Origin of the sequence: Acinetobacter sp. V2 (genome assembly GCF_001188385.1) — a bacterium.
GTDB lineage: Bacteria > Pseudomonadota > Gammaproteobacteria > Pseudomonadales > Moraxellaceae > Acinetobacter > Acinetobacter oleivorans.
The window spans coordinates 34991-49463 of record NZ_JZFB01000007.1; the positions used below are offsets into that span (position 1 = coordinate 34991).

The 14473-nt window shown below is 41.7% G+C and carries 9 protein-coding genes; 7 read left to right on the forward strand and 2 right to left on the reverse strand.

Annotated features, from left to right (window positions below):
• Positions 1 to 840 (forward strand): MFS transporter (locus UC75_RS22165; protein ID WP_228137454.1); only part of this gene is annotated, 840 nt, incomplete at its 5' end.
• A 140-nt stretch (positions 841 to 980) separates the two neighbouring features.
• Here the strand turns inward: UC75_RS22165 and abaI are convergent.
• Together abaI and UC75_RS16685 are read right to left on the reverse strand one after the other, a co-directional pair.
• Entirely contained in the window at positions 981 to 1547 is a 567-nt protein-coding gene (gene abaI, locus UC75_RS16680) for an acyl-homoserine-lactone synthase AbaI (protein WP_128825331.1), read from the reverse strand.
• Between the two features lie 63 nt (positions 1548 to 1610).
• Complete coding sequence (locus UC75_RS16685; protein WP_049838228.1) at positions 1611 to 2027, reverse strand: DUF4902 domain-containing protein; 417 nt, start codon at positions 2025 to 2027, stop codon at positions 1611 to 1613.
• Between the two features lie 634 nt (positions 2028 to 2661).
• On the opposite strand from UC75_RS16685, the gene abaR reads away from it, so the two are divergent.
• The 6 genes from abaR to UC75_RS22170 all read left to right on the forward strand — a co-directional run.
• A complete protein-coding gene (abaR, locus tag UC75_RS16690) occupies positions 2662 to 3378 on the forward strand; it encodes a LuxR family transcriptional regulator AbaR (RefSeq protein WP_049838229.1) in 717 nt (238 codons plus the stop codon).
• A gap of 866 nt (positions 3379 to 4244) precedes the next feature.
• Positions 4245 to 6134 (forward strand): fatty acyl-AMP ligase, encoded by a 1890-nt coding sequence (locus UC75_RS16695; protein WP_049838230.1) that lies wholly within the window; start codon positions 4245 to 4247, stop codon positions 6132 to 6134.
• Between the two features lie 50 nt (positions 6135 to 6184).
• Entirely contained in the window at positions 6185 to 7960 is a 1776-nt protein-coding gene (locus tag UC75_RS16700; protein WP_128825338.1) for an acyl-CoA dehydrogenase, read from the forward strand.
• The gene (locus tag UC75_RS16705; RefSeq protein WP_004795344.1) at positions 7957 to 8217 is read left to right on the forward strand and encodes an acyl carrier protein; all 261 of its coding nucleotides are present in this window, start codon (positions 7957 to 7959) and stop codon (positions 8215 to 8217) included. The genes UC75_RS16700 and UC75_RS16705 overlap by 4 nt, the downstream gene beginning before the upstream one ends.
• The gene (locus UC75_RS16710; RefSeq protein WP_049838232.1) at positions 8214 to 12173 is read left to right on the forward strand and encodes a non-ribosomal peptide synthetase; all 3960 of its coding nucleotides are present in this window, start codon (positions 8214 to 8216) and stop codon (positions 12171 to 12173) included. The genes UC75_RS16705 and UC75_RS16710 overlap by 4 nt, the downstream gene beginning before the upstream one ends.
• A 24-nt stretch (positions 12174 to 12197) precedes the next feature.
• A partial coding sequence (locus UC75_RS22170; RefSeq protein WP_228137461.1) for an MMPL family transporter occupies positions 12198 to 14473 on the forward strand: 2276 nt, incomplete at its 3' end.

A 14473-nucleotide genomic window follows, 5' to 3' on the forward strand; every position in this document is an offset into this window, starting at 1 on the left:
ATTGCATTAGGACTGGTGTCGTTATTACCTGAACAAGCACTGTTTAGCTGGGGCTGGCGTCTACCATTTCTTGCCAGCATTATTTTACTAGCAGTAGGTTGGTACATTCGAGTGAAAGTACCTGAGTCACCAGATTTTGAAAAAGTAAAACAGCAGTCTGAAGAAGTCAAAGTTCCTGCTTTACAAGTTTTTAAAAACCATCCAAAGCAACTCATCACCATTATTTTAGCGCGTGCTGCCGAGAACGCATGGTTTTATATTGCTTCAACCTTTACATTGGCCTATACCACTGCGCAACTTGGCATCGCACGCCAAGACATTTTGTTTGCTACCATTTGCGGTGCAATAGTCATTCTATTTATGACACCGTTATGTGGGCATTTGTCAGATAAAGTCGGTCAACGCAATATGTTCATGTTTGGTTTATGCATATTGGCACTTTACTGCTATCCATTCTTCACCATGCTCAACACAAAAGACCCAGTATTAGTCTGGACAGCAATTGTTTTAGCAATTGGCGTGGTCTTTCCCATTATGTACGCACCACAAGCTCAGCTTTTTGCCCGTCAATTTCCGGCAGAAATTCGATATAGCGGAATCTCAATTTCCGTACAGTTGGCTGGGGTACTTGGTGGTGGTTTAGCACCGTTAATTGCGACCAAACTTTTAAGTATTGGGCAGGGTAATCCTTACTTAATTATGATTTATATTGGATCTATGGCTATCGTTGCAATCATATCGACTTCATTTATGCCACGTGATTGGCAGACTAAAACTGATGAGGTTTACCATAAGAAATCAGAATTAAATTTGAAAACCAAAATTACTGAGCAGTCTTAATATTAAGTTTGATTCTTCAAATAAAGAAAAGCCCTAATCTTTTGACTAGGGCTTTTAAAATTGAGCGAATGAAACGAGATTAGGGCTTAAGACCTTCATCTTTGCTATGTCACCAATATCTTAGACTTTGATTTAACAAACTACACTTCAATCAAGCATGCAAACATGGCATATCCATCGATAACCATTGGCGGTCCTGCACGATGGGCGCGAAAACCCGCGGCACGTAATAACCGCTCTACCCCAAGAGGTGAGGTCGTAATGAGTTGTTTTGCACCTTGTTCTCTCGCGAAGTTGATCGCTTCTTGCAGAATAGCAATAGAGACAGGGGATGACACTGCTTGATTAGCAGAGGTCGGCGGATTCGAGAAATCTACGGCTGAAAATCTTGATAATTCCCAAATTTCTGGTGAGCAAGGAATAGGCATTCCATTCATTAATTGAGGAAATATTTCACCCAGTAAATAGGGTTGAGTCGTGGGTAGTAGTCTGGCACAGCCAATAATATTGGATTCTCTATCTTGAGCGACGACGTAAGCTGTATCGACTTTATCAAATTGATCTAGTTCTTCATTATTTGGACAGTTCAACTCCCAACCCAAATGTTCAACAAATACCTTGTAGCGATAACTTTTAAATTTGGTATATAGGACTTCTGAAAAATTGTTTTGGAATCCAGCAATAACATTCATTACAAGTGCTTCCACTTATTTTTCAGGCGACTTTACTCGACAGCTGAAAAGGTGGTAACTGTAAGAATTTACAGGTTTCTAAGAGAAATTTGGACTTAATTTAGTCTTTGTTTGCGTTGTAGTGATTTGAGCATAAATGAACTGTTCCCAAAACAAAGAGTCTATTTTTTTTTCGATTAATGTTTCAGTAACATCAAATCCAATATCTGTACCAGATAAATCAACAATCATGATATTGCTTCGAGGTAGCCCAATTCGTTTTAAGCTAGCAATTCCATTGTTCTCAATAAATTCCCAGTCCCATCCGGTACTTAAAGCTGGGCTCCGTGATGTTGCCCATTCAGTAAACCCACAATATAGAATTCGAGAGTCTTCAATTTGTGTAGTTTCAACAATAGATATGAGGTGTTGGAGGGGGTAATTCATAAGCTGGATTTCATTCATTCGAATAAAACCATCTGTTGAGATTGAAAAATCAGGGGGGATTGTGACCATGCTACCTATTCAAGTGACTTGAATTACAGTTCTATAGATAAATAACATAAATTATTGCCAACAAAATACTGTTAAGTTTTACAGGTTAGCCATAATTTGGTGGTACACAACGTTAAGCTGTTCTTTAGAAAGTACTTCAGACAGGAAGTTTTACTTACGCAGAAATTGATCCATCTATAGCTTCAATATGAGAGTTGCTTGTTTCAAGATTATCAACAGTTTAAGTTTTTCATATGTATTGTAGATAATATCTATCCTATTATTAAAATAATATTTAGAAATCATTCTCATTATTATGTATTTCATTAAATAATAAATAAAAATTTATACTTCTAGTATCACTAGTAGATGTTATTCTTTAGTTAAATTAATAGAAATATACAAATAAGAAGAAATAATAGGCTCCTTTTAAAAATAAAAAATACTCATTTTTGGAATAAAATGCATCCTGTAAATTTGAGGCTTTCAAGCATAATTCGCATATGCAATATAACAACCTTAAAAAGCTTTCTGAAACCAGTTTATCCGGAAAATTTACCACCCTCTCAGGCTCAAAAATGTTGTTAATTGGATTATGAATTCACTATATGCAACTAAATAAAAATGATTTATGCATGAGGTTTAATGAGAGTAAATGGAAAATTGGCAAGAAGATCTACTATCAGCATCTCTGATGGTAAAAAATGAATATCAGCTATTTGAGGTAGTCAAATCTACAGCTTCAAAGCTTGGATTTGATTATTGTGCTTATGGTATGCAGTCGCCATTATCTATTGCTGAACCAAAAACAATTATGTTGAATAATTATCCCGAAGCATGGCAGAAGCGTTATGTTAAACAGCAATATGTGAGGGTAGATCCAACAGTACAGCATTGTATGCTATCACTTCAACCTCTTGTCTGGTCGAGCCAATCTGCAAACACACAATCTCAAAAAGATTTTTGGGAGGAGGCGCGTTCTTATGGTTTAAACGTCGGTTGGGCACAGTCAAGCCGTGACTTTATTGGTACAAGGGGAATGCTAACACTAGCAAGATCTACTGACCAATTATCAGAAAAAGAGCAGAAAGCTCAATATACCAATATGTTTTGGTTATCTCAGACAGTCCATTCCAGTATTGCTAAAATTGTGAATGAAACAGAATTTGCTCAGTTTAATCTTTATTTAACGAATCGGGAAAAAGAGGTTCTACGTTGGACTGCGGAAGGGAAAACATCAGCAGAGATTGCTCAGATTCTCGGCGTAACTGAAAGAACAGTAAATTTTCATCTCGGAAATTCGATGCAGAAGTTAAATGTGAATAATAAAATTTCAGCAGCCATTAGAGCTGTCATGTTAGGAATTTTATAAAGTTAGATATATAGAAATATAATAATTAATTTTTATAAAATAAATTATTATTGGATGTTTATTTAAAATGGAGTTAATTGAGAATTTTTTAGTTTAAGAAAATTTTAATTAAATTCGAATTTATATAGATAATCTTATTTATAAAAGTTTTTTTAAAATTTATTTTATGGGGTGGTTTAATAATATTTTTACTTGGCGATAAAATAAAAATAAATGAGATTTATAATTAAAAATATTTTATTAATATTATTGTTTTAAAATTTGGTATTCGCGTTTTATCGGTTGTTAGAAGATGAAATTTATTAATTCATAGGATTATATATCCTTCAAGATGCTATACATAGTTTTAAGCTATTCCAGTACAAATTAAAGCAGATTTCTTTAGGAGCTTTATCCTTATAAATAAAGGCTGTGAGGGGGCTTACCTGAATCATTAATTGCCCTTAAGAAAAGCAAATAAACAATACTTTAGATTGTGAATACAAGATCTCCAATTAAGAGACTCACAAAATAAGAATACGAACGGGCCATATAGTTGGCATGCTAAAAACCTTGCCAAACACTATCAAATATTAACGAAATAAGGGCAAAAATTGAGTTAGAGGTTTAATTTAATTGCCTGCCTTCACAATATTGAACTGAATAAAAATAATTTATGAAAGATATCCAATTTCTTAATTCTTAATAAAAACAGGCCAACCTGTAAAACCTTACAGGTGTAATAAAAAACACTCGCACATAAAATATAATGTGAATTTATATTTTAAACAAAAAGTATATTCATTTTTTATTAAAAGCCCCAGCTAGAAGTGTCATGTCTGAATTAGCGAGTTTAAAGGGTGAATTATAATTAATCGGAGTAAGTTATGGCTGTAATGGGTACGGATAATATCATTGCAACTTTGGAATCCCACGCAAATTCAAATGGAGCTAGGGTTGCTTTCGAGTATTTAGGGCGCCAATCCGGTGGGATTCAATCTCTGACGTATGCAGAGCTGAACGAGCAAGTTCAACGTCAGGCCCAAATCTTAATGAATCTTGTCGATAGCGGTGATCGCGCCGTGTTGCTGTTTGAGCCTGGATTGGACTTTATCGTATCGTTCTTTGCCTGTTTAAAAGCTAAAATTATCGCAGTACCTGTCAGTTTGCCTTTTAACCGCAACGGTTTTTCTAATATTTTGAATATTATGAATGACTGTGAGCCAAAGATAGTACTCACAACCAAAAAGATTCTTGAGCTATCGGGTCTTATCACATTAAAAGCCCAAAACGAAAGTTTAATATTGCATGCTGTTGATGCCCAATTGCAGCGTGATTTGGTGGAAAAGGATTTTCCACATATTGCTGAAGACGATATCTGCTTCCTTCAATACACTTCTGGGTCAACTGGTTGGCCTAAAGGGGTAATCGTCACTCATAAAAACATCATGGCAAATGAAGTCATGATTGCTGAAGCTTTTGGTACACAAGCCGATGATATCGGTCTTACATGGCTACCTGTTTATCATGACATGGGATTGATCGGCTCAGTTTTGCAGACTGTGTATGTAGGCCTGACCTGCTATGTAATGTCACCGCTGGATTTTATTCGTAAGCCACTTAAGTGGCTGCAATTTATTAGCGAAAAAGGTGTCACGATTAGTGGCGGACCAAACTTTGCTTATGAATTGTGTCTGCATCGCATTTCGGATGAGGACGCAGCAGCGCTTGATCTGAGCCGTGTGCGTGTGATGTTTAACGGTGCCGAGCCAATCAAAGCTCATGTTATGCAAAGCTTCATGGAGAAGTTCAATACTCAGTCGAAATTGAGAATGGATACTTTCTTGCCGTGCTATGGCTTGGCAGAAGTTACGCTCTTAGTCAGTGGCGTGACTGGTCCGCTTAATGCTATTTCAATTGATCGTGAAAAGTTGAATGCCAATTTGGTGCAGACCAGTCAAGACCAGACAGCCGTGCAAATAGTAAGCTGTGGCAAAATTTCCGCACACATTGATTGTCGTATTGTTAATCCACATACCCGCAAAGAGGTAGGGGCTGATGAAGTCGGTGAAATCTGGCTAGCAGGTGAGAGTGTCACTGCGGGTTACTGGCAGAAGCCTGAGGTCAATCAGGAAATCTTTGCTGCAACCATCCTCAATAAGGCAGATAAGCCTAGTCAAGTGCACTACTTGAGAACTGGTGATATGGGCTTTGTTAAAAACGGAGACCTGTATGTGACTGGTCGCCTTAAGGATGTGATCATCATCCGTGGCAAAAACTATTACCCACAAGATATCGAGTGTTCTGTTGAAACAGCACATCCTGCTGTCCGTAAAGGCTGTGTGGCAGCAGTGAATTTCGGTAATTCTGATGGTGTCACGGTTGTGCTTGAGATCAAAAAGAAGTCGATAGACAAGACACTTAATTTTGAAACCATCAGAACTCAGGTTAAAGAACAAGTCGCGGCTGATATCGGTTTGCCTGTAGAAGGTGTTTATTTGCTGCATCAAGGTCGGATCAACAAGACCACTAGCGGAAAAATTAGAAGAAGAAAAATTAAAGAGCAGATCGAGCGCGGTCAACTGATCTGTTTAACCCATCCAAACCGTAGAACGGTGATGGCTCGAAACTATGTCAAAAATGGCTTAGAAATCATCCGTGATCGTGAGCAGCGGGGGCAACTGATTCGTTATAGCTCCAATCTACTCAACTCAATGATCAAGGAACGAGAAGTGCGCGCGCTCATTTTTAATCGATTGAAAAGTGCTTTGTTTTAATCCTTACCCTTTAATCATTTGAGCAAAAACTCATGTCACTTACATCTAATTTGCGGCAGTTTCAATCTGCTGCTCGTCTGGAGCAAATTTTAGGCTCCGTACATGATACCAATAATGATTTTTCTTGGTCCGCTGCCATTGAGCGTGATGAGAAGGAACAATACCCTCAGCGTGCTGTTGATTTTCTGAATGCCGTGGGCATGAACCGTTTTTATGTACCTTCAGAGCTTGGAGGTCGCATGGAAATTGGTGAAGAGTTGCTATATCTGCATCGTGTGCTAGCACGACGTGATCTAACCATCAATTCGACCTATAGCACGAATGCTTGGTCTGTGATTGTATGGATCGGTGGTAATGCGAACCAATGCCAAAACATTGCTAGTCGAATTTTGAGTGGTGCTGCACCAGCGCTGGCTTATAGTGAGAAAGCGCACGGAGCTGACCTGCTATCTAGTGAAGTAACTGCACAAGCCACTGAAAGCAAGTACGTCTTGAATGGTGAAAAATGGTCAATCAATCGCGCTACTCTAGGTGACTCTTTAAGTCTGATTGCTAAAACGTCGGATGATCGTGGACCACGTAGCCTGAGTGCATTCTGGCTTGATAAGCGTCATATGGTTTCTAAGGGAACTTATAGCTTGAACCGCCTGCCAACAGTGGGTATGCGTGGGTTAGATATCAGTGGTATCGGCTTTAATAATGCTGAAATTCACAAAGATGCTCTGATCGGTGAAGAAGGTCAGGGCTTGGAGCTTGGACTCAAGACGCTACAGGTGACGCGTGCATATTGCAGCAGCTTCTCTTTAGGTGCGGGCGATACGATGCTGCGCATCGCGACTGAGTTTGCTATCGAGCGCGAGTTATATAACAAAAAAGTAATAAGCATTCCGCTGGTGCGCGAGCAACTGGCTACAGCCTATGCCTATCTATTGGCGGCTGAGGTGTTGTCACTCGTTGGTGCGCGTGGGTTACATGTTTGTATCAATCAGTTCAGCACATGGTCACCGATTATTAAGGTACTGGTGCCTGAGTATGTAGAGTCACTCGCTAAGATCACTTCCTCAGTGCTTGGGTCACGTTTTTTCTTAAGAAATGCATATGCTGATGGAATGTACCAGAAAGCTTTCAGAGATCATCTGATTGTTAGTGTGTTTGACGGCAGTAGCACCGTCTGTCTAGACAGCCTGAGTTTTCAGCTCAAGTCTGCCAATAAAGGGCGTAGCAAAAAAGTAAACCATCTCGACCAAGCTGAAGCTAAAGCACGCTATCACCAGTTATATGACTTACAGGTGAAGACGGATGCTATTGATTTTCGTGAGCTTGAGATTTTCAACCGCGATGGTGACTTGGTGATGGAGTCACTGGGAACGATCATCGAGATGCTCAACGATGCGGACGTTACAGAGGGAATGACTGCTGAGATTCTGCCCCCGTTACGTGAACGTGCTGATCAACTTCTTATCGAGCAGCGCACGCTAGATCAAAAAATTCAGGATTATTTCTCAAATTCAGAAGCGGCCAAAGAGTTTGAAACATTACGTTTCAGCTTGGCCCGTGACTATGCCGAGTTATTTGCTCGCATTGCTGTGCTGGGTTTTTGGATATTTAACCGTCATGGCTTAAGACCTGCTTTGCAGGATGGTGCGTGGCTGATCATTTTCCTAAATGCTGCTGAAGGGCAGACATCCCCTCCAATGACATCACTACGTGAAAGCACATTGGCAGATCTGCTAGAACGAATTTCAACCAACCATATGTTATCTGTCATCGATTTTGCACTGGCACCACGTGATGCCAAACCGGTTAAAGAGGAAATTACCCCATGAATAAAGATAAAGCTTACTGGAGCGCAATCATTCGTACGCTAGTAGCCAAAGAAATGCGCGTAGAGCCTGAGACGATTAATCCAGATCAAAAATTTACCAGTTACGGTCTTGATTCGATCGTTGCTTTGTCTGTGTCTGGGGATTTAGAAGATCTGACAAAACTAGAGCTCGAACCGACACTACTATGGGATTACCCGACAATTAATGCGTTGGCTGAATATCTTGTTTCTGAGTTGCAACAGGGAGTTGCTTCGTGAATAACCTTGTACGACTAGAACCAGAAGTTCTGTCACGTCATGCGATTTCTGCAGAACAGCTTGGCATCTGGTATATCCAGCGCCTTGAGTCGACCTGCAGTGCCTACAATATGGTGGTGGCCTTTGATGTGAAGGTCAACCAACCATTAGGTAATAAGCCGATGGAGATTCTAGAAGCGGTAATGCATGATTATCCGCTGCTACGTGTAAGTATGCCTGCCAATGATCAGGGTATTGAGCAACTTATCTGGGATCGAATCTATCCTAATATCGTCTTCTCTGATGCTCGCCATGTTGATGCATCTGATTTGACACAATTGGTCGAGCAGGATACTAAACAGCCGTTTGATCTGACTCAGCCACCGCTGTGGCGTATTCATTGTTATGAACGTGGTGAAAATCACTATGTGATTGCAGTCGTGATTCATCATGCCCTCATGGATTTCTGGTCGATTGGTCTCTTACTGCGTGATGTCGGCAAACGTTTTGGACTAGTTACAGAGTCAGACATAGTGAACGGAATCGAATTCGCACAGTATGCTGATAAGCAGCAGAGTACTGCGATTGACGATGCTGATGAGAGTCTACTGTTCTGGAAAACTGCGTTACAACATGCACCACACGTACATAGCATTCCGCTTGATTATCCTCGTCCGGCTGTGCAGCAACACAAAGGTAGCTCACTGGTGTTCCGTGTGCCTGAGTCAGTGTCGTCTGGTCTTGTGAACTTAGCGAAAGATTATGAGATCACGCTGTTTGGACTCGTACTATCTGGCTTCTATATCTTGCTACACAAGCTATCAAATGAAAATGAACTTGTTATTGCTACACCTGTAGCTGGTCGACTTGAACGCTCGTTGCGCAATGCGCTGGGGCAGTTTGTCAATACGATTGCTATTCACATGGACATTGATGCTGACCAGACTTTACGTCAATTTACACAGCAGGTGCAGGAACAATTAAGACAGAGCCTCAAGCATCAAAAAGTTGCCTTTTCCAGAGTGGTTGAAGCTGTTTCACCAAAGCGTGATGGCAGTATTAACCCATTAGCTCAGGTGGGAATGTTCTGGGAACGTCTAGGTGGCATGGATGAGTTTAAAGATCTACTCTTGCCAATCCAGACCCCAGCGACTTTGGTCGGCCAAGAACTGACCTTAGGAAGTTTTCCGGTTCGCCAGCAAGAAGGTCAATTAGATCTTACGCTGGAAATGGGCGGTGAATATCAAGGCGAACTGGTTGGTGTATTGAAATATAACTCCGAGTTATTTTCTGCACAGTCTGCCGAGAATATGGTGCAACTGCTGCAATCTGTACTATCAGAGATGGTGGCTCATCCTGAACGTAAGATCGTTGAGTTAGATATTGCACCTGATTATGTGGATGGCATCCAGTTTGAGGCCCTACGTGGACAGGCGACTGATTATCCTCAACATGATCTACTGGCAATGATTCTAAAGCAGATTGATGAGCGTGGTGACAATCATGCTTTGACCTCGAAGGATCATGCGGTTAGCTATCGTGAGTTAGGTCAACATATCGCTGGTATTGCTGAATATTTGCGTGCGCATGGCGTTACCCGTGGTGATCGTGTAGGTCTGATGTTAGATCGCACAGCTTTATTGCCAGCAGCAATCCTCGGGATCTGGGCAGCAGGAGCAGCTTATGTACCGCTAGATCCTAATTTCCCAAGTGAACGTTTACACAACATCATCGAAGATGCTGAACCTAAAGTCATCTTAACTCAAACCGAGTTGATGGATGCTCTTAACGTTTCTGTGCCGCGTTTAGATATCAATCAAGCTGGCGTTGTGCCACTGGAGCAAGTGCGCGAGATGCTGGCCTTTGGTGAAACCGCTTATGTGATGTACACCTCAGGCTCGACAGGTAAGCCTAAAGGTGTGCGTATTGGGCATCCTTCAATCATCAATTTCTTGCTATCTATGAATGATAGGTTGCAAGTAACGACTGAGACTCAGTTGTTAGCAATCACCACTTATGCATTTGATATCTCGATTCTTGAGTTGCTCATTCCGCTGATCTACGGCGGTATAGTACATGTTTGCCCACGTGAGGTATCACAAGATGGCAATCAATTGGTGGATTATCTAAATACTAAATCTATCAATGTTTTGCAGGCAACACCGGCTTCTTGGAAAATGCTCTTAGATAGCGAGTGGAGCGGCAATACAGGGTTGACTGCACTCTGTGGAGGCGAAGCACTAGATACTATTCTTGCAGAAAAACTGCTGGGTAAAGTCGGCTGTCTCTGGAATGTCTATGGACCAACCGAAACTACAGTGTGGTCTAGTGCAGCTCGTATCACCGATGCAAAGTGTATTGATTTAGGCGAACCACTGGCGAACACCCAGCTTTATGTCCTTGATGAACAGCAACGTTTAGTCCCACCGGGAGTCATGGGAGAGCTTTGGATTGGAGGTGATGGTCTAGCAGTTGATTACTGGCATCGACCTGAACTAACAGATGCTCAATTTAGAACTTTGCCATCTCTACCAAATGCTGGTCGACTCTATCGTACCGGAGATAAAGTCTGTCTGCGTACCGATGGAAGTTTGACTCATCATGGACGTCTAGATTTCCAAGTCAAGATTCGTGGATTCCGTATTGAACTAGGCGAAATCGAGAATGTTATCAAACAGATCGACGGGATCACCGATGCAGTTGTATTGGTTAAGAGTACAGCCAGCAACGACCAGAAACTGGTGGCTTATTTAACCGGACATGAGATTGACATTGCTAGTTTGAAAAAGACGATGCAAATCCATCTACCAGCTTACATGGTACCAAATACGTTTATGACGTTGGATGAATTTCCAATGACGGCCAACAATAAGTTGGATCGTAAAGCGTTTCCTGAGCCTGTGTTTGAACAAAGTAACGATTATGTTGCACCACGTGATCCGATTGAAATTGAACTCTGTACTACTTTTGAGCAGATTTTATCGGTTAAACGGGTTGGTATACATGATGACTTCTTTGACTTGGGTGGGCATTCGTTACTTGCTGTGAAGCTTGTTAATCACCTCAAAAAAGCATTTGGCACCGAACTATCAGTTGCTTTGCTGGCTCAATATTCCACTGTGGAGAGTTTGGGTGAGATCATTCGTGAAAATAAAGAAATTAAGCCTTCCATTGTAATTGAACTACGCCGTGGAACTTACGAGCAACCACTATGGTTGTTCCATCCAATTGGTGGTAGCACCTTCTGTTATATGGAACTTTCGCGTCATCTCAATCCGAAACGTACCTTGCGTGCTATTCAGTCTCCTGGACTAATTGAGGCAGATGCTGCAGAAGTGGCAATCGAAGATATGGCAACGCTCTATATTGCTGAAATGCAAAAGATGCAGCCTGAGGGACCTTATTTCCTCGGTGGGTGGTGCTTTGGCGGTGCGATTGCATACGAGATCAGTCATCAGTTACGTCAAATGGGGCAGCAGGTCACAGGTATTGTCATGATCGATACCCGTGCTCCAATTCCAGAGAATGTGCCTGAAGATGCTGATGATGCGATGCTTTTGTCTTGGTTTGCCCGTGATTTGGCTGCGCCTTACGGCAAGAAGTTGACGATCCCAGCGCAATACTTGCGTGAATTGAGTCCAGATCACATGTTTGATCATGTGCTTAAAGAAGCCAAGGCTATTAATGTCCTGCCTCTAGATGCAGACCCATCAGATTTCCGACTTTACTTTGATACCTATTTGGCGAATGGCATCGCACTCCAGACCTATTTCCCAGAGCCTGAAGAGTTCCCGATCCTTTTTGTGAAGGCCAAAGATGAACCAGAAGATTTTGGGGAAAGCCTAGGTTGGGATCAATTGGTCAAAGACACCTTTAAACAGGTGGATCTTCCTGGTGATCATTCATCAATTATGTACGCTGAGAATGTCGTGGCTGTTGCCCAGACAATTGATCAGATGTATCCAATTCCCGCATAAGAAATACAAGAAGGTAGAACCACTATGGTGACCATAGAACATGCTTTCCTCATACCGGCCGAGATTGACAAGGTTTTTAACTATCTTGCAAACCCGGCTAATGATGCAGGTTGGCAATTGTCGTGTAAGCATTCTGAACTGCTAGACAATACTCCACGTGTGGGCAGCAAGTATGAAATCGGTTTTAGCTTTATTGGGCGTGAGATGTCCTTTAAAGGTGAAATTACACATCTAGTACCGAATGAATTGTATGCATTTAAAGTAGTGGAAGGACCCTTTCACTACACTGGGACTTACCGTTTCAAACCACATGCAGAAGGTACCTGGATTGAATGGGTGTTTGAGGCAGAGCCAGGCAGCTTTTTTGGTGTATTGCCCCCAGCACTGCTAAAAAAGATGGTTCTTGCTCAGTTTAAAAAAGATGTTGCTAATCTTGAAGCATTGGCTCAGAAGGGTGAAGCCTATGAGTCGGTTGGCAACGATGGTAAGCAAACGCATGAGACCAATAGTAAACCACTTCGTAAAACTCATCAGATGATGGAACAATACGCGCGTTGGATTCTCAGACATCGCCGTATTGTACTGACTGTGGTGATGCTTTTAACGCTTGCTTTGGCATATCTCGCATCTGGCGTAAAAATTATTATTGACCCAGATGCGCTTGCCCCCAAAGGTCATCCTTATATCACCTCGACCAAGCTGATTGAAAAGAAATTCGGCTCCAAGTACATGGTCGTGATCGGTATTACGCCGAAGCAGGGTGATATTTATCAGCCGCAAGTGTTAGAAAAAGTCAAACGTATTACCGAAGAAGTTGATAATGCTCCGGGCGTGGTTCGATCTACTCTAATGAGTCTGGCTGCACGTCAGGCCAAAGGGATCACCGCTAATTCAGATGGATTTGATGCCAAGAAACTACTGCCGAATAGTTCTGTGACCGAGAGTGATGTCGATCACCTGAAAAAACTGTTGGCACTGAATCCGATCTATATGAATTCGGTAGTATCTAAAGATCAGAAAACTGCTGCTATTTTGCTTGAACTTGAGGAAAGTCCAGAAGGCTTCCAAAAGATGATGGGCCCGATCAACAAAATCGTAGCGGCTGAACAGTCTAAGGATATGACCATCAGTGTTGGTGGTAATCCAGTCTATTTAGATAAAGCTGAAGATTACTCTAAGCGTATCAACATCTTGTTCCCAATTGCCGTGTTGGTTATTGGATTATTGCACTTCGAAGCATTCCGCAGTAAACAAGGTTTGATTCTACCATTAGTTACAGCTTTGCTGTCTGTAGCATGGGGTATGGGCATGATGGGGCTGTTCAAACAGCCAATGGATATTTTTAACTCTCCTACACCAATTCTGATTCTGGCCATCGCGGCAGGGCACGCCGTGCAGTTGCTCAAGCGATACTATGAAGATTTTGATCGTCTGATTGCCCAAGGGATGGAGCCTAAAGCTGCAAATAGCGAAGCTGTAGTGCAGTCTATGGTGCGTGTTGGTCCGGTTATGATATTGGCTGGTGGAATTGCAGCGGCTGGATTCTTCTCACTGTTGACCTTTAATATTCCGACTATTCGCTCATTTGGTATTTTTACAGGAATCGGGATCATCAGTACGCTGATCATTGAGATGACTTTTATTCCTGTACTTCGCTCGATGTTACCACCGCCTTCGGTTACCAAGGTTGCACGCAAAGGCTTGCCGATCTGGGACTGGATTCCAAAACGCATTGGTGATGTCATTTTGTCAGTTCGTCCGCGAATGATGCTAATGACTGTGATTGCAGTACTGGGCGTTTTTCTTGCTCTCGGCACGAGTCGTATTGTGGTGGATAACGATAGTCGCAACTTCTTCTCGCGCGATCTACCAATGCAGCAAGACGACAGATTTTTGAATCAGTCTCTTGGTGGTACAAATAGTCTCTACATCATGGTCGATACTAAAGTTCGTGATGGTATTGAAAACCCAGAAATCCTAAAAGCGATTGATAATACAGAAAAGTTCGCGAATTCAATTCCAGAGGTCGGTAAAACCATCTCTATCGTGGACTATATCAAAAGAATGAATCAGGCAATGAATGCCGATCAGCCACAGGCATTTCAGGTTCCAGCAACTAAAGATGTTGTTGCTCAGTATCTGCTGTTGTACTCAATGTCTGGTGAGCCGACTGATTTTGAATCTTACATTGATACAACTCAACGCTATGCCAAGATTACGATTCTGCTAAAAACAGGTAGTAATCACCGCATCAAAGAAATCCTTGAGTCGCTAAAAACATATATGGCGGGTCAATTGGG